Origin of the sequence: Paenibacillus sp. OK003 (assembly GCF_900109515.1) — a bacterium.
Taxonomy (GTDB): Bacteria; Bacillota; Bacilli; order Paenibacillales; family Paenibacillaceae; genus Paenibacillus; species Paenibacillus marchantiae.
This window is the reverse complement of the sequence record NZ_FOBD01000002.1, coordinates 415087-438605: the sequence shown is the minus strand read 5'-3', so window position 1 is coordinate 438605 and position 23519 is coordinate 415087. Positions and strand designations below refer to the sequence as shown.

Here is a 23519-nt window from a genome sequence, read left to right as displayed (position 1 = left end):
TTTCAAGGGAAGATGCCGATCGAACCCTCTACACTATTCTGAATGGCGAGCGTGATTGAGCATGAGCAATAAACAAGTTGTATCCATCAAACCTTTTATAAGAACAACGCATGCATTTCAAAAGTTGCGTGTCTGCAAGCGGTGTGGCCAGTATACCTGCCTGTGGGAGGATCGCTGTACTGCCTGTGGACGCGGCACCCTTGCCACAGTGGAAGAACGCGCCTCTTCCCGCGTCAAACGCCGGATCGCACGCGACCTGTTCATCACAGTAATCCTTGGTGCGGTTGCTACCTATTTAGGTGAAACCATAGACCAAACGATGGCGGCGGCCAGCGTCTCCCTGCTGCTTCTGGCTGGATTGATCTTCATGCAAAAGCGATCCTTCCAGGTCGAACAGCAGCGTGAACTTAAACGCATGCTGCGTCAGGACGAGGAAGCGATTCGCCAAGGCATTAACCGAAATTGGGCCCTTGTCGCTGAAGCACGGAAGCAGGATGAAGCGCTAGCCTATGAAATGCTCAGGGAGATCGGTTCACTCGTCTATAACGACCGGATTCGTCTGCAGCAGGTTGCGCTGCTGCAATCCTTCGTGCTGCGCAGTGATATGGATCTGCAGCTCAAACCTCTGCTGCTGCGTAGCTTCGAGCGACTGCTCGCTGAATATATCGGTGAAATCGCACGGCTGAAGCCCGAATTGGTCCGTGAAGATGCGATCCGTTATATCGCTACGTACGAAGTGAATATTTTGCAGCTGCACAACGGGATTCAGATTCTGACGGCTGTAGCCGCCGCCGCTGTACGCAAGAGTAAATATATTGAGTTGTTCCCAAGTCTTATTACCCGCTACGCGCGCTTTATGCCCAAAGATCGGTTTATGCGGCTCTATCGCACTCTGGAGCTGTATCCTGGTAAGGCCCGCGGTGGTCTGGCGGAGTCGGTCAGTCGGGTATATAACGAGAAATATCGAGATTCGTATGCAGATGTTCGTGTGTAGAGCTGTTGTAAATGAACTCGAAATGTAAATTAGTGCAAACTCAATCCCTGTATATAGACGAACCATAGTTCGTTTAACCCTGCATGCGTAATGGAATTACGCGTGACATCCCTATAGTTTTTATCATATAAGCTTCGACGAAAAAACACCCCATCCTTAGGTCTAGGATGAGGTGTTTTGATATTTGGAAAATGTATGGCGTTCTTCCAGACTACTTGCCATGGGTTTTAACGAGTATTACCGTCCGCGACGAGAATCGCGGCGGTCGTTCTTGGCCGGCCCGCGTCCTGCGGAGTCCGGTCGGCGTGAACCTTCACTGCTGCGCCCGGAGCTGCGCTTGTCGGCGCTACGGCCGCCCCAGCCGCTGCTGCGCTCATCGCCGCTGCGACCTGCACCGCGCCCGCCTTGACCCGCTGCACCGCGACTGCTGTCGCTGCTGCTGCGCGCGGAACCACGGCCTGCGCTGCGCTCGTCGCCACTGCGGCCGCCACTACGACCACCGCTGCGTCCACCGCTGCGTCCACCTTCGCCGCCACGGGAACCACCACGACCGCCACGTCCGCCTTCGCTGCGGCCGGTACGACCTGCGCCGCGACGGGCACTGCCTGTCCCAGCGGAGCGTCCGCCAGAACGTTCTTCATCACCCTGACTGTTGATGGAACGTCTATTTGCTCCAGTTGATGCTACAGGACCTTCACTTGTCCACTGGATACGGGACAGCTTCTGATTGGTGCCTTCCTCAATACGAGCAAGCTCCGGTCTGTCGTGCTGTGTTGCAAATGTCACGGCAAGACCGGTGCCGCCAGCACGACCCGTACGGCCGATCCGGTGGATATAGCTTTCCGCATCATGCGGCATATCGTAGTTGAATACATGCGTTACGCCTTCAACATCCAGTCCGCGTGCCGCAACATCCGTAGCAACGAGGATTTGCAATTTCGCGTCGCGGAATGCTTTCATGACGTTCTCACGCTTGGATTGAGACAAGTCACCATGAAGTTCATCGCTCGCATAACCTGCTTCACGCAGATCTTCATTCAGCTTGGATGCACGGCGCTTGGTCCGGCAGAAAACAATTGCCAGGTACGGGCGATACGTATCAATCATGCCGCGAAGTGCCTCAAGTTTGCCACGATCCGTGCACTCCAGCACCTGCTGGCGAATCTGATTGATCGGAATCACGGACTTGGAGGATACCTTCACATCCTCCGGGTCTTTCATGTAGTTCTTCGCCAGGTTGCGAATGCCTTTCGGCATCGTTGCCGAGAACAGCATCGTCTGACGTTTGTGTGGAAGTTCACTAAGGATGGTCTCAACATCATCCAGGAAGCCCATGTGCAGCATTTGGTCGGCTTCATCCAATACAAGTTTCTTCACATTATCCAGCTTCAACGTTCCACGACGCAGATGGTCCAGGAGACGTCCCGGCGTACCAATCACGATCTGTGTACCGTTTTGCAGTTTGCGCAGCTGTTTGTCCACATCCTGTCCGCCGTATACTGCGAGAACATGCAGCTTATCGTCGTTTGCAGTCAGCTTCTTCGCTTCTTCCGTAATTTGCAGCGCCAGCTCCCGCGTAGGGGCAATAATCAGTGCTTGCGGCGAGCGGTCGGATACGTTAATTTTCTGAATAATCGGCAGCAAAAAAGCCAGCGTTTTCCCTGTACCCGTCTGTGCCTCAGCAATAATATCACGCCCACCCAGCAATACCGGAATCGAACGTTCCTGTACCGGAGTCGGCACGGCGATGCCCTGATGTTTCAGGATCTCGCACCATTCCGGGCGAATGCCCAGTTGTTCAAAGTTTGCCAATCGTTACACCTCTGTATATTCATTTAGATAAGTCCATTTCATAATTGCTTTCACTTGGCTTCAATCAAGACTCGTTTTCCGTATATCAATCCTGATTATGAAATGAATTTTTTAAAAAGCAATCGGTCCGTTGCTCTTCTTCTCCATACCCTGTAGTTTACACGTTAGTCAAGCAAAACAAAAGGGGATATAGCGTTACACCCTCAACTTGTAGCACAAAATTCCAAGATCAGCGTGACTTGTAGCGACCAAGTGAGTTTGAGGATGGCTTTGAGAGTAACGATAGAAGCTCCCCTGAGAATGGTGACTACCACTTATCACTAATTTTAACGAATCCGGGACACCCTATTCCAACAATTAGAGCCGTTTGCAATTTCTAACGAACTCCAGCCACCTTAGTACCCGGAAATACACGCAGAACAGCTACAGTATTGGTGAAATCGGCAAAATAAGATGTCTGAGATTCTTTAGAATAATGAATACATGAAATAACCTCATATAAGACGTGCCAGGTTCGTTCGAACTTACACACAGTGAAAGACACAACCTTCAACACAGTAACATCAACTACTAAAAATAAAAATAAAACTAGAACTAGAACTAGAATTACAACTACAACGCAGTGCACATCCATCGTCTAATAAAAACAGCGGCGCCTTCTCCCGACTTAAATCCGGAAGAAAGTGCGCCGCTTATAAAAACAAGTTTTTTTGTTGTCTACTTCGTTGCCACCAAGCTACGAACCGAGCCCTCCGGCTGTAGCAAATCCACTCTTCTCAAGCAAACGAGAGCTTTCCTCGTTCAGTCCGCGCAAATGCACCGTTTTGCCCAGCTTTGCATATTTGAACTTCACTTTACCAATGGCGACAACCGCCGTGTTATCCCAAATATGTGAGCCACCAAAATCAATCGTGATTTCCTGCGGATCAGCCTCAGCATTGAACTCATCGACGAAGCGGGAAGATGAACCGAAGAAGAACGGTCCGTGGACCCGATAGACCTTCTGCCCCTGCTCCTCATATGCCTGTACACGAATCTTGGTCTGTTTCCAACCAAAATGAAGCACACTAAGCACAACGCCGACCATCACACCGATAGACAGATCGTGGGTATACACCACAATGGCAACTGTGACTACCATAACGAAGGCTTCCGCACGTGGCACACGCGCAATGTTCTTGATGGAGCTCCAGTCAAACGTACCGATGCACACCATAAACATCACACCTACGAGTGCGCCCATTGGCACCTCTTTCACCACACCACTAAGCAATAACAACAATATGGCCAGAAAAGCGCCAGCCGTAAATGTCGATAATCGACCTCGACCACCAGACTTCACATTAATAACCGACTGTCCAATCATCGCGCAACCACCCATGCCACCGAAAAGGCCATTAACAAAGTTGGCAATACCCTGACCACGTACTTCGCGGTTTTTGCTGCTCTTGGTCTCAGTCATTTCATCCACAATCGTTGCAGTCAGCAAAGATTCCAGCAAACCTACCAGAGCCAACGTGAACGAATACGGCAGCAGAATCATTAGCGTATTGAGGGACCAGTCGATATTCGGCAGATGGAACATAGGCAGGGTACTCGTGAGATTCCCCATGTCACCTACGGTTTTGACGTCCAGATGTAACAGCGCCGTAATGATCGTCATGATCACAATAGCAATCAGTGGAGCCGGAACACTTTTGAAAAACCGCGGCACAATATAAATGATCGCCAGCGTACCCGCTACCATCGCATACATGATCCAGTTCGCACCTGTGAAATGGGTAAGCTGAGCCATAAAGATGAGTATCGCCAATGCGTTCACAAACCCGGTCAGTACCGAATGAGGCACAAATGTGATGAACCGCCCCACCTTGAAAATCCCCAGAATAAACTGAATAATACCTGTCAGAATTGTAGCGGCAAAAAGATACTCCACGCCATAATCCTTGACGAGTCCCACCATCAGTACCGCCATAGCGCCTGTTGCGGCCGAGATCATGCCCGGTCTTCCACCCGCAATTGAAATCACGATGGCAATCGTAATTGAAGCGTACAATCCCACCATCGGATCGACACCCGCAATGATCGAGAAGGCAATGGCTTCCGGAATAAGCGCCAGCGCTACCGTTATGCCTGCCAGCACGTCTCCGCGAATGTTACCAAACCATTGTTGTTTTAAAGTATTCATATCGTCCTTTGCCGGTCCTCCTACGTATTTAAACTCATATTTGTCTTATTGCCTGAACGGCAAGAGAACGGTTCGTCACTGACCAACTTAACAACAGACAACACAAAACAGCGGAATACCCTCCGCAAAAACCCGTCTATATAAGTTGAATTACATGTTGAATTGATCATGATCCGAATAAGGTATCCGATTTCATGTCTGAACATGTCTCATCCGTTCCAGTGTGCACCTCTTATTTCCACTACAGCATTCAGGTGTCTTGCTTTCGAGACATCGTGAGCCAATCACAAGTTCTCTAGGTTTTCCCCTCTCAGAAAAACCGGGTCCGTTAATGTACTGACCTATTATTATAGTCCCAGATTCTCTTCTACACGAACAGAGTATGTATCCGTAATTGGTATATTATCTTTTATTATCTCTTATTTATGTAAAATATCTCAGTTATACTCTGTTTATCTTGTTTAAATATTCCCGTCCATGCCCAAACAAAAAAAAGCCGCTATTGCTCCCCTGACAGGAAGCGTTAACGACTCTCTTGATTACGTCTATACTTAAAATCTCCCCGATTTAAATATCGAATATAGCAGGAAGGCCACCATCAGAATGGCCACCAGGAAACCAATCTCAATGACCGGAATATCCCACAGCATGGTTGACTGGTGACTTATCGAAGAACCGATGATCAATCCAACCATAATGATACAAAATGCGAGCAGTACAATACTAAAAGACAGCCGATTACTGATCTGGTCCATTCTGCGCATGAGCGCATCCAGTTCGGGGACACTGATCTCCAACCTCAGCTTACCTTTGCTAATAATGGAAGACAATTGCCTTAACTGCCCTGGCAGACCCATGACACTTTCGGCCATATCCGCAGCACTGCGGAACAGACGGTTCTTGATCCTCCCAGGATTGAAGCGTTCCTTGATCAGCTTACGACCAAATGGTTCTGCCATATCTACGATACTCAAGGAAGGATCGAGATGTTCGATGACACCTTCCATAGTGAGCAGCGATTTCCCTAACAGCAGAATGTCGGCAGGCATGACGACCCGATGTCGCTGGGCCACACCGAACAGATCGTTCAATGCTTGACCCACGCTGATTTTGGAGAAGGGAATATCGTAGTATTTGCTGCGCAGCTTGTCCAGATCGTTATGAAGCCCTCTCAGATCCATATCATCCGGCATCATACCCAGCTTCTCAATCGCCCGAATCATGCTGTCCGTATCTTTGCGCATCAATCCGATAATGAGCGAAGCCAAATGCTGCTTCATCTCATCACTAAGACTGCCCACCATGCCGAAGTCGATAAAGGCAAGCCTGCCATCCTTCAGAACCATCAAATTGCCCGGATGTGGATCGGCATGAAAGAATCCATGAATGAAAATCTGATTCAACAGCGAATCCACCAGCCGCTGCGCAATGTTATTCAGATCATGCCCACGTTTAATCAACTCTTCACGGTCATTCAGCTTGATGCCTTCGATGTACTCCATGGTGAGCACACGAGAGGAAGTTTGATCCCAATAGATCAGTGGTATTTTCACTTTGTTATCCTGCTGATATTGCTGTGCAATCTTTTCCGTATTACGTCCCTCGACCGTATAATCCAGCTCGGCCATCAGTGCCTGAGCGTACTCTTCTACCATTTGCGGGATCTGATATTGCTTCACCCAATCCCAGCGTTTCTCCGCCATCGCTGTCAATTCTCGTAAAATATCCAGATCGCGCTGAACGATACGCGATATGCCGGGACGCTGGATTTTAATAGCTACGGCCTCACCGCTTCGAAGTTTACCCAGATGCACCTGTCCAATACTAGCCGCAGCCACAGGGGTATCCTCGAACCGGGAAAAGATCTCCTCCAGCGGTGTATCCAATTCCTGTTCCAAAATACCCCGTGCCGTCTCTGAGGAAAACGGTGGGACCTGATCCTGCAGCTTCACCAATTCGCGGATCACAGACTCAGGCAACAAGTCTGCCCTTGTGCTTGCCAGTTGCCCCAGCTTAACGAAAGCCGGCCCCAGCTCCTGCAGCACGAGTCGTATGCGTTCACTCAGCGTCTTGGTGGTGTGGGCTTCACGCGACATCCACCGCCGGGGGATGGCCAGCAGCTGGAACAAGCCCAGCTCCTCGACCATATAACCGAAGCCATGACGCACCAGCGCCATGGCAATTTCCCGGTATCTCCCGACATGTTTGATTCGCACAGCCATCTACTCGATCTCGTTTCCTTTGAGAGGAGGAACTTCAAGTGGAGCTGGGGATACATCAGGTTGAAGCTGTGGTGTGTGACCCAGTTCCGCAAGCTTTTTCTCAAGGACAGCAACACGCTGTTCCAAACTGGTTACATCACTCTCGGATGGAACGCCCACTTCCTGCAGGACGCGCTTGACCTGTTCCTGAATCATTCTTTTGAACTGGCCCTGTTCTTCATCGCCTCGTTCCATCAGGCGTTCGACCAACGCTTTGGATTCACCAGGCGCCAGTTCCCCGCGCTTGACCAGATCATCCACGGTTTTCTCAATTTTCTCCTTACTTACAACTGTAAGACCGAGCCCTAACGAGATCGCCTTTTTGAACAAATCGCTCATTCTTGTCATCCTCCTCTTCGTTGATCTCTATAGTATACCCCTAATCAACTGCTCACAAAAGAAACGGTCCGGCTATACGTAACGCGCAGCCCATTTTCCTGCCTGCAGAATTAACTGACGATAGGTTTCATGTGCAAAAGAAGGTACATGATGTCCTGGCATCAGGTAAACAATGCGTCCAAGACCATATCTATGCGCCCAAGCTGCGGGCTTCGGCCCTTCTTCGGATTGATACTCCAGCAGAACTTTCGTTTCGGCAAATGAACCGAACTCGAACTGATAAGGCTCTTCCTCCATCGTAAATCCCGAGATGCCTTCCGTCACCGGATGACTCTCTGCCGTTACTGTGAACTCCAGTGGGGCATAAGGTGGATGATGCAGGAACTTCGCACCGATCATCTGCTTCAGCTCATAACGATTTTGGAGCGAAATTCCGTTATGTATAATGACCAGTCCACCTCCATTACTAACATAGGACAATAAGCCTGCCGTCTGCTGTGGAGAGACTTTCCCCTTCCAATCGTCCATGTAACAGATACACACATCAAATCCGGTTATATTTTCTTGCAGCAGCATGTTGCGATTCTCACTGCACTGCACAGTCATAGTATCGTGAAAAATCCGACTAATTTCCGCATCCACCCCTTGCAGCGGATGCCAGTCTGGATGAGTATAATCTCCAAGTAGTAACGCTTTTTTACGATGATCCATCAATAAAAACTCCTTTCAAATTACCTACAACAGAATTACCAAGGAAGGGCTTCCCCCTTGTAATCTATATACGCGGGCTGGTCTCCCATGAACTCCTTATGGCGGTCAATGAGTGCTGTGATATGCTGAGCCGATTGATCTGGCGTAAGGTCTGCAGCGGTATTCAATTCCCCGCTCATATAACTCTGTACCCACCCTGGATGAATCAGCATCACTTGTCCACCCTCATTCTTCAGACCATTATGCACAAGGCGAGCCTGCATATTTAGCGCAGATTTGGACATGCAATAGGCAAACCATCCATCCCGGCTGCACTGCTCAATACTGCCTGCCTCCGAAGAAATATCGACAATCAGCTTGTTTGTCCCTTGAAGAAGGAGGGGCAACAGGGCATGAGTCACACGCAATGTTCCCAAGGTATTTACGTTGAATACTTCTGCCATCTCCGCCATGTTTAACGGTCCGCGGATATGGTCCGTAATACTTCCTAGTATAGCCGCATTATTGATAAGCATATCCAAATGCTCTGTATCCAGCTTCAGCGTCTCCGTGAACAAAGCCACGGACAGATCATCCGCAATATCCAGTTCGATGGCGCGTAAATGTGTAGAATATGCATCCGTAAGAAGACGAATCCCTTCGGACTCTTCCATGTCCACACCCGCTGCATAAACGATATAACCTCTCTTCAGCATTTGTGCTGTCAGAGCCAACCCGAGTCCCCGGGCCGCCCCGGTCACACATACGGTTTTCATCATGCTGTCCCTCCCTCACAAGCTTAATCTGTCTTTAATTCATTCCACATTATGTTCCAAAAACCTTTAATTATGAATGGGTACAAGTAACTTCACGACCAAAGTCTCAGGTGAAATCCCTTGAATCAGAGTCGTTCAGCGTATAGAAAATGAACCGCTCACAGAGACAAGCAACAAAAAAAGTTCTAATCCATATAACGGATCAGAACCGGGAACAACTTGGCATCTTAAATACGTTTCATTCAACGCTTAATATAACTCCAGGCGGGATCACATATTATTGCAGCAGTTGAGCCTTGTCTGCAGATCGGGCAGCATAATATCGTCCCAGTTCAACGATGAGTGCCCCCATCTTCTCATCCTCAGGGACCACGAGCGCCTCAATACCTTCTTCACGCATCGCGTTTGCTGTAACTCTGCCCACCGAAGCAGGCACCACGCCTTGTCGGAAGGCTTCCTGCATGGCTTCGAGCTTGCCCTTTGACGCTGCATATTCAACCAAAAACCGTACTTGCGGACCACTTGTAAACGCGACAGCATGCACCTCATGCATCAAAATTTCATTCAACAACTGTTCCAGCTCGCCTTCTTCGGGCGGGACATGACGATAAGGAAGCACCTGACGTACTTGAGCCCCCTGTTCCTCCAGCCACCCGACCAGCTTGGGCGCAGTTTCCCCGTGCAGCTGCAACATGACCTTCTGCCCTGTAAGTTCATGAGGCGCGAATTCGCGAATCAATCCGTCTGTGCTGCCATCATCATCCCGCACCAGCGGGGTCAGTTTACGTTTTCGGAGTGCATTGACTGTCTTATACCCTCTTGCTGCAATCGAGGATTCCGATAATACGTCCAGCAATTGATCAGCAATCTCCATATCCTCAGCCATATCAAAAATAGCGTCCAATCCCATACCCGTGGTTAATACCGTCCAGTCTGGTGGATCGGATATCCAGGATACCAAACCGTCCCGAATGTTACGATCGTCCAGAAAAACTGTTCCCTGTGCAGGCCGGACTAGTGGAATCCCGCCCATTTTCTCAACCAGCAAAGACATTTCTTTGGATTTTCGTGGTCCTGTCAATGCTACGCGTATACCTGCCAAATGTTGAGCCATCCATGTTCCCCCCGTTAATTCACCCGAATGTCATCAGTCTGACTACAGTATACAGGGTACTTCTATGGAGGGAAACCGAGTTTCCCCTCTTTTCGTCGGTTCATCTATAACGATTTTTGATGGGATATATCAGGAAGGCTGTAGTTCTCCACCTTGATGTCCTTCCCGTTTCCCTTTGTCAGATTCATCTCGTTCCTGTGATGCTTTACCTTGTTTATCCTCTTTGGGTTGCTGCTTTTGCTTCTGACTATCCGCTGCTCGTCGATCATTCGCACTTTTTTTGCGCGGACGCAGGATTATAAACAGAATGAAGGGAAACAACACCTCGAATACAATAGCGATCCAGGTCCATTCCCGTGTAAACTGAAACAGATCCACTGCGCTTTTGAAAAACCAGAAAGCACATACAAATCCCAGCAAAGCAATCGGTCCGGTCATCACCTTCCCGGATACCTTAGGGATCATCCGCTTCATTCCCCAACAGACAACATACAGATCAAATGCACTCTTCGTTACCATTGCAGGCAATGTCGCGGCAGCCAGAGGCAGATCAAACCTGTCAAGGAAGTCACTGATTTGCAACTGTCTTGCCAGCTCATACGAAGGATAGAACAGCCTTGACGCAATAGGTACACCAATCGACGCAATCGTCTCGACTATAATCAGCATCATGAGCAGCGTGGAGATGATGATTCCCCACATTACGGATTTGAAACGAAAATCGTTACCTTTGACCACAAAAGGCAATGCCACCATTTCTCCAAAAAAGGAAAACAGATACCAGCTGCCCGTGCCGACCCCTGCAACATCGATATCGAAATACGGCTTCAGATTATCCAGATTAATCTGCTGAAGCAGCATGAGGGGTAAAATGAGTGAATTCAGCAGAAACAGCGTAACGTACAGCTCTGACATCCCGATCAGGGAACCCAATCCCCCCCTGACGATAAAAACAGCCATCACCATAAGGGATAATACTATGACAGAAATCGGCGTAGTCTCCAGCAGAGTAATGCTTACGTAGTCACCGATCAACCGGATGTCGCGGGCAAAAATAAAAAGAAAAAACAAAATGTACATGATCCCCGTCAATCGCCCCATAACAGGATGACGCTCAACCATGGACTCAAACAGATCCTGATTGGGGAATCGGCGCTGCACACGAGTTAACATCCACATGGAACACACCATCACCAGAAATACAGGGATATAAGATAAGTAGGCATGCTGTCTAGCATGATCAATGGCCTGTGCATGAGGCTGAATTAATGTTCCTGTTATACTGAGCAACATCACTAGCAGCACCAACTGCCGACCGGTCACCCCCTGGATCATAAAATAACTCCTCTCGTCTTCTTCATTTGGAAATCAAGCGGGATAAACGAACTTACGGCATAGGCAAAAATCGCCGCATGATGGGAGCAAGCCATGAAGAGACAAACAAAGTGTTATTCAAATGGATGATATAGAACCAGATGACCGTGCTTAGTCCCATCACGCCATACGACAACCAGCGGTTAATGACCGCTGCCTGCTTCAAATGTTTGAAATCCATAATGATCACGGCTACGACCATGCCCAAATAAGTCAACATCATTTGTTTAATCATGGACAATCTCCTCCTCGCTTAAACCGATCGGTTTATTGACAACCCCTACGTTTGCAATCATGACATGGGGCTCAACAACAACCTCCACATCCGGATAAATATCATCCCAGCGATTTCTGATTTTGTGCCACTCTTTTGGCAGATTCTGATGAATAGAACGACCCATGCCCAAAATATCAGCATGATATTTTTGCTGTACCAAACCAATGCCTTCCTCCATATCATCCTTTAGCTTTTGGTGAATGGCGTCATTCAGACTTTTCATCTCGTTGTCCCGCAGATTACCGTAGTCGGATTCGTTATCCACCAAAACTCCCTTAGCGAAAAATCGGATAGTTACACTGACTTTTCCATTCACTACGCGAGGAAAGAGTGAGGAGAAGCTTTCATTAAGCTTAATGAACAAGTCGCCATCTCCACGCGGAGCCTTGATCATCACTTCCGGTGCATTCGCTTCCCCCATCGCCAGGATCAGTGCATCCGCAGGAGCCTTGTCAATCATGCCCACAAGCTTGTCCTTCTTGAAAACAGCCAGTCCATCCAGCTTGATGTTGGTCTTGGAATCCTTCCAGCCCTTGGGCACATTCTCCACTACGGACGCGACAGGAAGAAACGGATCTACACCTTCGCTAAGAATCGCATCCGTAAAGGTTTTGAGCGAACGGGGCTTGCGCATGTTCAGAAAACACAATTCACGCACCATTTCAGAAGGAAACTTTTCGATTTGTGCATCCGTATCCATTACCTTGTACGCTCGCCCTCTGGTTACGATGGGCAAAGCCGAGAAACGATTCATCGGATAACGGGTCAACAGATCAAGCATGGGAGCAACCCCGTCTCTGGCCAGTTCCTCACCAATCAGCAGTGTACGGCGATGAGCATAATAAATGGTGCGTGATAGCGCTTTTTGGCCTTCAATAGTCGTTCCACGCAACGTTTTGGCTGTATTCGATAACATAAACCAGGATTTATCACCCGTTGTGCCCCCTCCGCCCCCTGTACTGCCAGATGCACCGGACTGTCCGGGAAGAGCGATCTGCAGACTGGACCTGTAATCATCTCCTTCCTTGTCAATAGCGATGCCGATCACAAAGGCGATATCGTTAATTTCCTTTCGATCCCAGCATCCTGACAGGAAAACAGTGCATAGGAGCATTATGGCTATCGGACGTCGCTTACAGATGAAAACCATATGCTCACCACCCTTCCTCTGCTTCTGGCGAACCGTTGATCTTTTCTTTCATACGCTGCTGGTCACGATGGACGGTAGAAGGACGATGGATCATTTTCCACCATGGTGCACGGATGACAATGTCTTTGGTATCTGTTTTGCTGTACGGACTGAGGCCTTTCAGATAAGGAACGCCGAATGAAGTCATCTGCGTCAGATGCACAGAGATCAGCACCAGTCCAATCACAATGCCATACAAACCAAGCGCCCCGGCAAGCAGCATAATAGGGAAACGCAATAAACGAACCGTGATGGCAAAGTTAAAACGCGGGATGGTAAACGATGCAATCCCGGTCATGGATACGATAATAACCATAGGTGCCGAGACAATTCCTGCCTGAACCGCTGCCTGTCCAATCACGAGCGCACCCAAAATACTGACAGCCTGACCTACTGTTTTGGGTAACCTGACCCCTGCTTCACGCAAAGCCTCGAATGACAATTCCATAATGAGTGCTTCAACCAGCGCCGGAAATGGAATGGCTTCCCGTGCCCCGGCGATACTCAGAATCAGTGTGGTCGGTAACATATCCTGGTGGAAGGTTGTAATGGCGATATAGAGTGCAGGCAGAAACAGTGCGATAGCCACAAACAAAAAACGAATCCATCGCAACAGATTGCTGATAAAGAACCGTTCGTAATAATCCTCACTGGCCTGCAGCATTTGCCACATCGTTACCGGACCAATCAGTGCAAACGGAGTGCCATCCACAAAAATGGCAAAGCGGCCCTCCAGCAAATTGCCTGCCACCGTATCCGGACGTTCGGTATAATGCATCTGCGGAAACGGGGAATATGGATGATCTTCAATTAATTCCTCGATATATCCAGTCTCCAGGATGCCATCGATTTTGATTTGCTCCAGACGTTTCTTCACATCCTTGATCAACTTGGGATTAGCAATATCATCAAGGTAGGACAATACAACACTCGTTTTGGTTTCGGTCCCGATGGTCATGCTCACCATTTTGAGGGAAGGCGTCTTGAGCTTGAAACGAAGCAGGGCCGTGTTTACACGCAACGTCTCGGTGAAGCCTTCCCGCGGTCCGCGGATAACAGCTTCTGTCTGGGGCTCTTCCACGCCCCGCCGTACGCCGCCTTTTACATTGAACAGCCAGCCTTCCCGACTTCCGTTGAGCAACAGCAGCGCAGAGGATTCCAGTACTCCATCCGCTGCGGCTGCCCAATTGTCCACTTTCTTCACCTGTGTCAGCGCAATGCGTGTATCATCCAGAGGGGCTTCAGGTTCATCTGTGCGCTGCTCGATCAGACCACGAATCAGAGGACGGAGCATATGATCCTGAATATCTGTCGAATTCACGATGCCCTCGATGTATACCAGCAGTCCTTCCACGTCAGGTGAAATCTTGACATTGCGGAAGATCAAGTCCGAGCAATCCGAGAAAATGTCTTCCAGTGCCAACATATGGCTTTCATGTGAAAGGCCTATCGGTTGCCTCAGAATAGGGGGAGACGGCAGCCCTAAGGGGATGTGTTTCTTCTTTTCTGAATCCTTGGAACCATCTTTCCCTGATGTTTTGTCCGCCATATGCCGCCCCTCCGTTCCTGTTTTTTTATACAAGGTAGCTTGTGCCAGATCACGCGGAATTATGTGGTCTTTTTGTAAAATTTCCAACCGCTTCTTCATTTCAAACAACAAAAAAAGGCCTCTGTATGGATAACAGAGACCTTTGGGGCCTAATAATCAAAAATTCGTATCAATCTTGATTCACTTAATTAATGCTCTTGTCCACTTCTTTAATCATTTCCTGAATGGATTCCAAACCACCGCCAGACAAGTACCAGTAATCCGGGTCAAGATAAACAATGTGTCCGTCTTTATAAGCATTCGTATTTTTAACCAAATCATTCTCGACCACCTGTTTGGCAGGCGTTGCCTCACCACTGCCTGCAACCACTGCACTCCGATCTACCACGAACAGATAATCCGGATTTTTCTCCATAACATATTCGAATGAAACGCTTTGTCCATGGGTCGACACTTCAATATTTGCATCTGCCGGAGTAAAACCGAATACATCATGAATGATACCAAATCGGGAACCTGCACCATAAGCACTCAATTTGCCTTCGTTCGTCAGAACAACCAGTGCATTCTTTCCAGCAGCCGTTACTTTATCATTTAAAGCTTTAACAGAGGTATCAATGGATGCCAGTGCCTCTTCTGCTTCTTTTTCTTTACCAAAGATCTCTCCAAGCGTCTTCACATTCGAAGTCAGGGAGTTCATATAATCTTGTGTATCTACCGCCATATAAATGGTTGGTGCGATCTTGCTCAGCTCTTCATAGGAGTCTTGCAGTCGTCCTGAGATGATAATCAGATCAGGCTTCAGGGCATTTACTTTCTCAAAATCAGCCTCTTTCAAACCGCCAACATTGGCGTACTTTGCATCATTATACTTTTCCAGATAAGAGGGAACTCCCTCCTGAGGTACACCGGCAACCTCTACCCCAAGCTGATCCAATGTATCCAGCACACCATAGTCGAACACAACCACTTTCTGCGGATTCTTCTTCACTGTTGTTTCGCCAAGTTTATGCTTAATGACGATTTCTTCATTAGACTGATCTGCTGCTGCATTCGCTTCTGATCCTGTGCCACTGCTGGCACCTGTATTTTCTGCTGTTTTATTTCCACCGCAAGCTGCCAGAACAACGGACAACACCACAAGCAACGTAAACAACCAACCTTTTTTCATAAATAGACACCTCTCGCTCTCTCTATATTGGTTTAATTTTTTCAAGCAAAATACACACAAATCTTACGCCCATCAATCCATTGCACAGGGATGTGCATGTCATATACTTTCTGCAATACATCTGTATCAATGATGTCCTCTGTTTTACCTTCCTGCACAACACGCCCGTCTTTGAGTGCCACGATATAGTCTGAGTAGCAGGAGGCAAAATTGATGTCATGAATGACAATAACAATCGTCTTCCCCAATTCATCCACCATTTTGCGAAGCACCTTCATAATCTGCACGGAATGTTTCATGTCCAAATTATTCAAGGGTTCATCGAGCAGAATATACTCGGTGTTCTGCGCGATAACCATGGCGATGTAAGCCCGCTGTCGCTGTCCACCGCTTAGCTCATCCAAATACTTTTTGCGGAATGGAGCCAGCTCCATATAATCGATGGCTTCCTGAATCCACTGCCGATCCTCTGCCGTGAGTCTTCCTTGTGAATAAGGAAAACGGCCAAAAGCAACCAGGTCCTCCACAGTCAACCTGATGTTTATGTGATTGGATTGTTTGAGAACTGATATTTTTTTGGACAGATCCTTGTTCTTCCAGCCTTCGATCTCTTGTCCTTCGATCAGGACTTGTCCTGTATCCTTGCTGATTAGTCTGGTGATCATGGATAACAGTGTGCTTTTGCCTGCACCATTGGGACCGATAAATGAAGTGATTTTCCCTTTGGCAATATTCAGTGATACGTCATCCACTACCCGGACGCCGCCGTATTGTTTGGTTACATTTCTGACTTCTACCACGACTTATTCTCCTTTAGCAGTAAATAGATGAAGTACACTCCGCCTACAAAATTGATAATGACACTTACTGTAGTCGCAAAAGTAAATACCCGCTCCACAATGAGCTGTCCACCGACCAATGAAACCACAGCTATAATGACTGAACCCCAGATCAGCACTTTATGACGATGTGTCCGGAATATCTGATGCGCCAGATTCACGACCAGCAGTCCCAAGAACATGATTGGACCGACGAGCGCTGTGGAGATCGACACCAGAACCATCACAACCAGCAGCAGCCTTTTCACAATGTACTGGTAATCCACCCCAAGATTAACCGCGTGATCTTTGCCGAGGGATAGTACGTCGAGATATTTGGTAAACCTCTGTGCATACAGCAGGATCAGAACAATGGCCACCATGGAGATGATCAGCAAGTCGGTATTTACATTATTAAAACTCGCAAACATCTTGCCTTGCAGCACAAGAAACTCGTTGGGATCAATCAGCACCTCCATGAAGGAGGACATGCTCTGAAACAGCGTTCCCAGAATCAGACCAACGAGCAGCAGCAAATAGATATTGCGCCCCCGTTCTCTACGGAACATGAATTGATGCAGGAGTAGAGCAAACAGGGTCATTAACAGCACAGATACCGCAAAGTTAAGATTTTTGTTCACAAAGCTGATATGCGTGCTCCCAAACACAAACACGGCAAAGGTCTGAAACAACATATACAGGGAGTCGAGCCCCATAATGCCAGGCGTAAGAATTCGGTTGTTGGTTATCGTTTGGAAAATGGCAGTAGAGTACGCAATGCAAGCACCCGTGAGCACAATAGCAAGAATCTTTTTCCCTCTGCGAGGCAGAATATAATCCCAGTTACCCCCGGATTGAATGACCAGAAATACACCAATCAACAGCACTGCCGCTACAATCAAAATGCCAAACTTCCAGGTATTCGCCGTATACTTCATTCTCATGATTCATAAGCCTTTCTTCGAAGCAGTAAATACAAGAACAGCACGCTGCCCACTACGCCCACAGTCAAACTGATGGAGAGCTGATAAGGATAAATAATCAATTGACCCAAAATATCGCAGACCAGAACAAAAATCGCGCCGAGCACTGCTGTATGAGGCAATGTATCCCGCAAGTTGTCACCCTTATACAACGTCACAATATTCGGTACTACCAGACCGAGAAACGGGATTGTACCTACGGTGATAATGACAACGGCTGAAACCATCGCAACCAGAATCAGCCCGAGATTAACCACCTTTCGATAAGCCAGTCCAAGGTTGGTTGAGAAATCTTCGCCCATACCCGCAAGTGTAAAGCGATTAGCGAACAGGTAGACGATAATAAGCAACGGAATACTGATATAGATCAGTTCATAGCGTCCCTTCATAATCGTGGAGAAGTCACCTTGCAGCCAGGATGACATGTTCTGAATCAAATCGTTCTTGTAAGCAAAAAAGGTCGTGACCGAGCTTACAATATTGCCAAACATCAAACCAAGGAGAGCGATGTAGATCGTATCCTTGAATTTGACTTTCTCTAGAATCCGCATAAAGATTAGCGTTCCAGCCAGTGCGAAGGCAAAAGCGACCAACATTTTTTGCAGTGGAGAAGCACCGGGAAACCACATCAAAGTAACGAGGATACCCAACCGGGCTGAGTCCATTGTTCCGGCCGTTGTCGGAGAAACAAATCGGTTGCGTGTCAGCTGCTGCATGATCAGTCCAATGACACTCATACTGATACCTGCGACAAGGATGCTGACTAGACGGGGAAAACGACTGACTTGTAACACCTGAAGCTGGACTGGGGTCAAATGAAATATATCCATGGGCGAAATTGCTGAATTGCCAATAAACAGGTATACGATAGACAAAAAAGCCAGCACGATCAACATATAGCCTAACTTCATCTCTCTACTAATCCCCTCACCAATAGCCGTAAAACACTTGTAGCTGCTCTACTTAGTTCAACTTGATATTGATACTCATTATCAATTAGAGTAATTATATCGATATTAATTTCGTCATGTCAACCTTCCTCTGCTTCTCTTTTTCTAAATTTCATGAAACAACCTGAAACACATATAATTCAATTTTAATTGTATATAAGGAAAAAGACCTTCCAATTGGAAGGCCTTTTTAATGATTCAGTTAGTCGGCAAAATAATCTTCAGGAACATAGCGGATCTCAGATTCCGCATATATCGTCAATGTATGGCTTTCTCCATCATACTGCACCTGGTCTCCCTGAACGTAATACCAGTGCTTCACCAAGGGCTGATCTTTACGCTGTACAAATCGAAACACATTGAGCTCCTGTCTAAGCTCCATAATGCGATCTACCACCTGTTGTTCCAGACCCGTCACGGTAAAAACAAACCCAGTGCCTTCTCTTTGATAGCGATAGGACATCGAATCTGTTTTGCTGTTCACTAACCCTCGCCCTGTCACTGCATGCTTAACCATGAACCATTCCTGCTGCGTCATAAACGTAATTCCTCCTTTGATCTTGGAGTTTCAATCCATTTCGGTAATCTAGGGCAGATCGATCAACATATAGAAAGCGTCCTCGCTTGCATCCAGGTTCATGGATGTCGTCTGTTCCACACGAGCCGTATCCCCTTCATTTAGCTGATACTCTCCGTTCAAGCCAAGCTTTCCTTCAATGGCAAAAATGTACATGCGGCGATCTGCAGCCTGTTCATATGTTAAAGTCTGACCTGCAGCCAATCGGCCAAGATAGATGGTCATATCCTGTTGAATGGATGCGATACGCGCCCCACCTTCAGGGGATACCACGGGTACGAGTGCTCCCGCAAGTGCGTCTGGATCAAAAGAAGTTGTCTCATAAGACGGCTCAAGCCCTTTCGTATGTGGCATGAACCAAAGCTGTAATATACGCACTTCTTCAGAATCGGAGGCATTGTGTTCGGTATGGATCATGCCACTGCCTGCTGACATGCGCTGAATTCCACCAAATGATGTAACAGCCACATTGCCCAGGTTATCTTCATGACGCAGCTTCCCGTTCAGCACGATGGACACAATCTCCATATCACTATGCGGGTGTGCCCCGAAACCACGACCAGGGGCAATTACATCGTCGTTAGCTACCCGCATGGGTCCAAACGCAGTATTCTCCGGGTCCTGGTATTCACCAAAGGAAAAGCTGTGATTGCCGCGCAGCCAGCCCCGGTCGAAGCTGGAACGGGAATCGGATGGAATGACGTTAATCATAAAGGCATCCTCCTATATGTTCTCTTATTTTTTCTTAGTAGCATACTTATTCTCATTGTACCAAATCGATGGGCTAGTCGTCCAAAACAAAATCAAAAAGCCTTTTCCCGGTTCGAACGGTTCACACGTATAATTACGCGTATTCCGACCTAGCGAGAAAAGGCTTCTATGCAGGATATACCTGCTTGAATGAACTTGTTATCCACCCTTATTGGAAAGTAATAGACCCGTTATGCACTCACATTCTGGCGAGTGTTCCCTTGTCTGGAGAAGAAATAATCCACCGCCAGAAAACGGCTGCCTGAGAAGAGTAGTGTCAACGAACCCGCAAGCAACAGATAATCTAACTCGGTACCACTCATGAACGGCTGTCCCACTTTGGCAGTAAGCAGAACCCCGCCCATCACTACAATGAACAATGCAGCAAATACACGTGTTCCCAATCCCAGAATCATGGCTGCACCACCCACCAGCTCAATGATCGCTACAACCGATGCCAGAAAACCAGGAATGCCGATACTTTCAAAGAAACCAACTGTACCGCTAATTCCACCTTCGAATTTGCTCCAACCATGTAATACAAAGATGAGACCAATCATGATCCTTGAGAAAAACAAGCCAATCTCCACACTTCTATTCATATTCATCTTCCTCCTTGGAGTTTAGTTCAACGTTACATTTCACCCAATGGACCAAACGAACAAGACAGACAGCAGCAGGATCACTGTGGCCGAAATGAATACCGCATAGCGGGGAAGCGTCAACTCAACATCCTGTTCCGGGTCTAATAGACGGGAAATCCGCACATTCACCGAAGTATCGGCAAAAGACGATTGTATACCTGTCTCTCTAATTCTCCAAGGTTCAGGGCAAGCCCGGATCAGTTTGAGCAGTGCGCTACCAATGCCCGCAGCGTTCCCTGTACGTTCAATCGCTTCATTGTCAGCCAGAATTTCTCGAATGATATTGTAATGTTTTGAAGTATGCTTCAACACCGGAATATAAGGCATCATGACGGCAAATACCGACAGCAATGTCGTCTTGAGTGGATCACGATGCCACAGATGATGCACCTCATGATACACAACCGCTCTTTCTTCTTCAGCATCCAGCATCGTGAGCAGCCCTGTCGAAAGCACAATACAGGGTTTCCAGAGACCAATGGTAAATGCAACCGGGGACCGCTTGTCCACCACAATGAATTCAGGTTGTTTCAGATGACGGTACCGCGCCTCAAATTTCCGAGACATGGCCCGATCTTCCGACGACCGAAGCTTCCGCACCGCTGCACGTGTCTTAATCATCCGATCGAACAGCAACCAGCCTGTACCGGCAAACGTCAGGAGCACCAGTGCCATAAGAACATGCCCCATGGATAACCAGCCCATCCGGCTCATCCAATGATTGCATAGCCAGAGCAGATTGAACGGAATGTCCCAACCGAATATTTTGTACATCGCGTACATGAACATCTGCATGAACACGAATAACGGAATGCCAAACCCGACGGTAAACAACAGCTTCGAGCGGGCCTTCCACATGTCAATCGCTATCCTTTTTCCATTGCTTAATCTTCTGCTCCAGACGCTCAATCAGCCCTGCATCTGCTTCATCCAGCGCGTCCAGCATGTGATTCACAGCAAGTGCCCCGAACTCATCCACCAGCTCATGTGACAATTCCTTGGATTGGTCGTTCATAAACTCCTCCCTGCTCTGTACCGGATGGTACAGTGACGTTCGGCCCTTCTGCGACTTGTGGAGCATCTCCTTGTCCACGAGGCGATTCATCACCGTCATGACTGTATTGAAATTAACGTCTTTATCTTTTTCTAGTGCGGTTTGCACTTCGCGAATGCTGCTGCCTGGACGCGCCCATAAAATGTCCATGATCTTCGCCTCCAGCGGACCGAAAAACCGGTTCAGCCCACGCTCACCCACTTTAAAATTGTGTATTCTCATGTTCAGACACCCCTCACACTACCCATTGTAGTGCCAACAAACGAGAAGTCAACCTCTATGTCAGCTATTTATTGTAAATGATTTGTAAAAATGTTTTCCATTTCAGAATATTATTTTGTTGCATAAGGTCTGATTTTAGGTTAAAAAAGCCTAAAGACCGGGCAGGTCTGCTGTTTTGCAGTCCTGCCCGGTCTACTTGATAAATCGATTATTCATTTCTGAAATAATGATGAAATCAGTGCTTTATTTATTTGCGATCCTGTGAGGGCATGAATGAGGAGATATCCACACCAAGTCCATGAGCCAAACGACCACCAAGCTGTCCATCTGCCTGGAAGAAATGGCATAAGGCACGAAGCTGGGTCTGTTCCGGTACTGCCTTCAAGTCATTGATCAGGTTGTCTAGCAAATGTTGCTGCTCAACCGCCGTGAATGAACGGAACAACTCCCCTGACTGCGTATAGTTATCGGTCTTCTCAATTTTCTCGCGCGTAACATGACCCTCTAACGGAACCTGGCTGTCACGGTATTCCGGTGCTTCTTCCGGGCTGTTGCCCGAGCTGTTCGGTTCATAGTTTACCGGAGATGGGTCCTGACTCACATTCATCAATCCATCACGCTGATGATTGCGAACCGGAGCATAAGGGCAGTTCACCGGAATCTGCAAATAGTTTGGTCCGAGCCGGTGGCGCTGTGTATCCGGATAAGAGAACAGACGACCTTGCAGCAATTTATCCTCAGAAGGCTCAATTCCAGGCACTAAAGCGCTTGGTGAAAAGGCCGCTTGCTCCACTTCTGCGAAGAAGTTTTGTGGATTTCGATTCAATGTCATGGTTCCGATCGTCTGGAACGGTAGTACATCTTCCGGCCAAGTCTTGGTTGGGTCGAGCGGATCGAAGGCGAAATCATCCATCTGCTCCGGCTTCAGCAACTGTACCTGCAGCTTCCACTGCGGGTATTGCCCGTTTTTGATATGCTCGTGTAAATCCCGGGTGGCATGGTTGAAATCCTGCCCTTGTACCTCAGCCGCCTCTTGACGTGAGAAGCCTCGTACGCCTTGAGCCGATTCCCACTTGTATTTCACATAATGAACTTGCCCTTGAGCATTAATCCATTTGAAGGCGTGTACGCCGAATCCATCCATTTCACGGTAACTTGCTGGTGTACCCAGATCGGAGAACAACCAGGTCATCATATGAGTCGACTCGGGAGATAGTGTCATGAAATCCCAGTAGCGTGCAGGGTCCTGGATATTTGTATCGGGCGCAGGCTTCAGGGAATGAACCATATCCGGGAACTTCATCGCATCACGAATGAAAAAGACGGGCAAGTGGTTACCCACAATATCATAGTTCCCTTCACGGGTGTAGAACTTCACGGCAAAACCACGTGGATCACGCGCTGTCTCCGGTGAACCCGTACCGTGAATTACCGTGGAGAACCGGACCAGTACATCCGTCTCTGTACCCGGGTCTTGCAAGAAGTCGGCTGTTGTATAAGCCTTCATGCTCTTCTCCAGCGTAAACACCCCATGTGCACCCGCACCTCTTGCATGAACGACCCGTTCCGGGATACGTTCACGGTCAAAGTGTGCGATCTTCTCAAGCAGATGATAATCCTCAAGTAATGTGGGGCCTCTTCTTCCTGCGGTACGTGAGTTTTGGTTGTCACCTACGGGTGCGCCCTGATTGGTTGTCATGCGTTCTGTCATATCGTTATCCTCCTCATGTTGGTCTCATGCCTGCTGTATATACTCTATTAAAATCATATTCGCCATCGGGTTAAAT

At 48.0% G+C, this 23519-nt stretch carries 22 protein-coding genes; 1 reads left to right on the top strand and 21 read right to left on the bottom strand.

What is annotated here, in order from left to right; all coding sequences use genetic code 11:
- The first annotated feature begins 61 nt into the window (after positions 1–61).
- Complete coding sequence (locus BMW94_RS04770; RefSeq protein ID WP_090995044.1) at positions 62–994, top strand: hypothetical protein; 933 nt, start codon at positions 62–64, stop codon at positions 992–994.
- Between the two features lie 237 nt (positions 995–1231).
- On the opposite strand, the gene BMW94_RS04765 is transcribed toward BMW94_RS04770, so the two are convergent.
- The 21 genes from BMW94_RS04765 to BMW94_RS04665 form a co-directional block, all read right to left on the bottom strand.
- Positions 1232–2806, bottom strand: a complete 1575-nt coding sequence (locus BMW94_RS04765; protein ID WP_090995042.1) for a DEAD/DEAH box helicase — start codon at positions 2804–2806, stop codon at positions 1232–1234.
- A 736-nt stretch (positions 2807–3542) separates the two neighbouring features.
- Positions 3543–4994 carry a SulP family inorganic anion transporter gene (locus tag BMW94_RS04760; RefSeq protein WP_090995039.1) on the bottom strand — a complete coding sequence of 484 codons (1452 nt, stop codon included), beginning with the start codon at positions 4992–4994 and terminating at the stop codon, positions 3543–3545.
- Between the two features lie 551 nt (positions 4995–5545).
- The gene (locus tag BMW94_RS04755) at positions 5546–7216 is read right to left on the bottom strand and encodes an ABC1 kinase family protein (protein ID WP_090995036.1); all 1671 of its coding nucleotides are present in this window, start codon (positions 7214–7216) and stop codon (positions 5546–5548) included.
- On the bottom strand, positions 7217–7594 hold the full coding sequence (locus BMW94_RS04750; RefSeq protein ID WP_090995034.1) for a phasin family protein: 378 nt from the start codon (positions 7592–7594) through the stop codon (positions 7217–7219). It abuts the gene before it with no gap.
- Positions 7595–7666: 72 nt separating this feature from the next.
- A complete protein-coding gene (locus BMW94_RS04745; protein WP_076287510.1) occupies positions 7667–8305 on the bottom strand; it encodes a ThuA domain-containing protein in 639 nt (212 codons plus the stop codon).
- 35 nt (positions 8306–8340) lie between these two features.
- Positions 8341–9063, bottom strand: coding sequence for an SDR family oxidoreductase (locus BMW94_RS04740; protein WP_254790112.1), 723 nt, complete (start codon positions 9061–9063; stop codon positions 8341–8343).
- 274 nt (positions 9064–9337) lie between these two features.
- Positions 9338–10174, bottom strand: a complete 837-nt coding sequence (locus BMW94_RS04735) for a uroporphyrinogen-III synthase (RefSeq protein WP_090995031.1) — start codon at positions 10172–10174, stop codon at positions 9338–9340.
- Positions 10175–10303: 129 nt separating this feature from the next.
- On the bottom strand, positions 10304–11509 hold the full coding sequence (locus BMW94_RS04730) for a GerAB/ArcD/ProY family transporter (protein WP_090995029.1): 1206 nt from the start codon (positions 11507–11509) through the stop codon (positions 10304–10306).
- A gap of 52 nt (positions 11510–11561) precedes the next feature.
- Complete coding sequence (locus tag BMW94_RS04725; RefSeq protein WP_090995026.1) at positions 11562–11783, bottom strand: hypothetical protein; 222 nt, start codon at positions 11781–11783, stop codon at positions 11562–11564.
- Positions 11776–12975 (bottom strand): Ger(x)C family spore germination protein, encoded by a 1200-nt coding sequence (locus tag BMW94_RS04720; protein ID WP_090995024.1) that lies wholly within the window; start codon positions 12973–12975, stop codon positions 11776–11778. The genes BMW94_RS04725 and BMW94_RS04720 overlap by 8 nt, the downstream gene beginning before the upstream one ends.
- A gap of 4 nt (positions 12976–12979) precedes the next feature.
- Positions 12980–14440, bottom strand: coding sequence for a spore germination protein (locus tag BMW94_RS04715; protein WP_254790122.1), 1461 nt, complete (start codon positions 14438–14440; stop codon positions 12980–12982).
- 307 nt (positions 14441–14747) lie between these two features.
- A complete protein-coding gene (locus tag BMW94_RS04710) occupies positions 14748–15734 on the bottom strand; it encodes a siderophore ABC transporter substrate-binding protein (RefSeq protein ID WP_090995022.1) in 987 nt (328 codons plus the stop codon).
- A gap of 41 nt (positions 15735–15775) precedes the next feature.
- Positions 15776–16534: an iron ABC transporter ATP-binding protein gene (locus tag BMW94_RS04705; protein WP_053782775.1), complete on the bottom strand. Its 759-nt coding sequence runs from the start codon at positions 16532–16534 to the stop codon at positions 15776–15778.
- A complete protein-coding gene (locus tag BMW94_RS04700) occupies positions 16528–17490 on the bottom strand; it encodes an iron chelate uptake ABC transporter family permease subunit (protein WP_090995201.1) in 963 nt (320 codons plus the stop codon). The genes BMW94_RS04705 and BMW94_RS04700 overlap by 7 nt, the downstream gene beginning before the upstream one ends.
- 2 nt (positions 17491–17492) lie before the next feature.
- Complete coding sequence (locus BMW94_RS04695; protein ID WP_063567229.1) at positions 17493–18446, bottom strand: ABC transporter permease; 954 nt, start codon at positions 18444–18446, stop codon at positions 17493–17495.
- Positions 18447–18687: 241 nt separating this feature from the next.
- Entirely contained in the window at positions 18688–19023 is a 336-nt protein-coding gene (locus BMW94_RS04690) for a hypothetical protein (protein WP_090995020.1), read from the bottom strand.
- A 48-nt stretch (positions 19024–19071) separates the two neighbouring features.
- Complete coding sequence (locus BMW94_RS04685; protein WP_063567227.1) at positions 19072–19773, bottom strand: pirin family protein; 702 nt, start codon at positions 19771–19773, stop codon at positions 19072–19074.
- Positions 19774–20003: 230 nt separating this feature from the next.
- Entirely contained in the window at positions 20004–20414 is a 411-nt protein-coding gene (locus BMW94_RS04680; protein WP_175480578.1) for a DoxX family protein, read from the bottom strand.
- A gap of 39 nt (positions 20415–20453) precedes the next feature.
- Positions 20454–21314 (bottom strand): M56 family metallopeptidase, encoded by an 861-nt coding sequence (locus tag BMW94_RS04675; protein WP_090995015.1) that lies wholly within the window; start codon positions 21312–21314, stop codon positions 20454–20456.
- A 1-nt stretch (position 21315) separates the two neighbouring features.
- Positions 21316–21732, bottom strand: coding sequence for a BlaI/MecI/CopY family transcriptional regulator (locus BMW94_RS04670; RefSeq protein ID WP_090995012.1), 417 nt, complete (start codon positions 21730–21732; stop codon positions 21316–21318).
- Between the two features lie 247 nt (positions 21733–21979).
- Positions 21980–23443 (bottom strand): catalase, encoded by a 1464-nt coding sequence (locus BMW94_RS04665; RefSeq protein WP_090995010.1) that lies wholly within the window; start codon positions 23441–23443, stop codon positions 21980–21982.
- Positions 23444–23519: the final 76 nt, after the last annotated feature.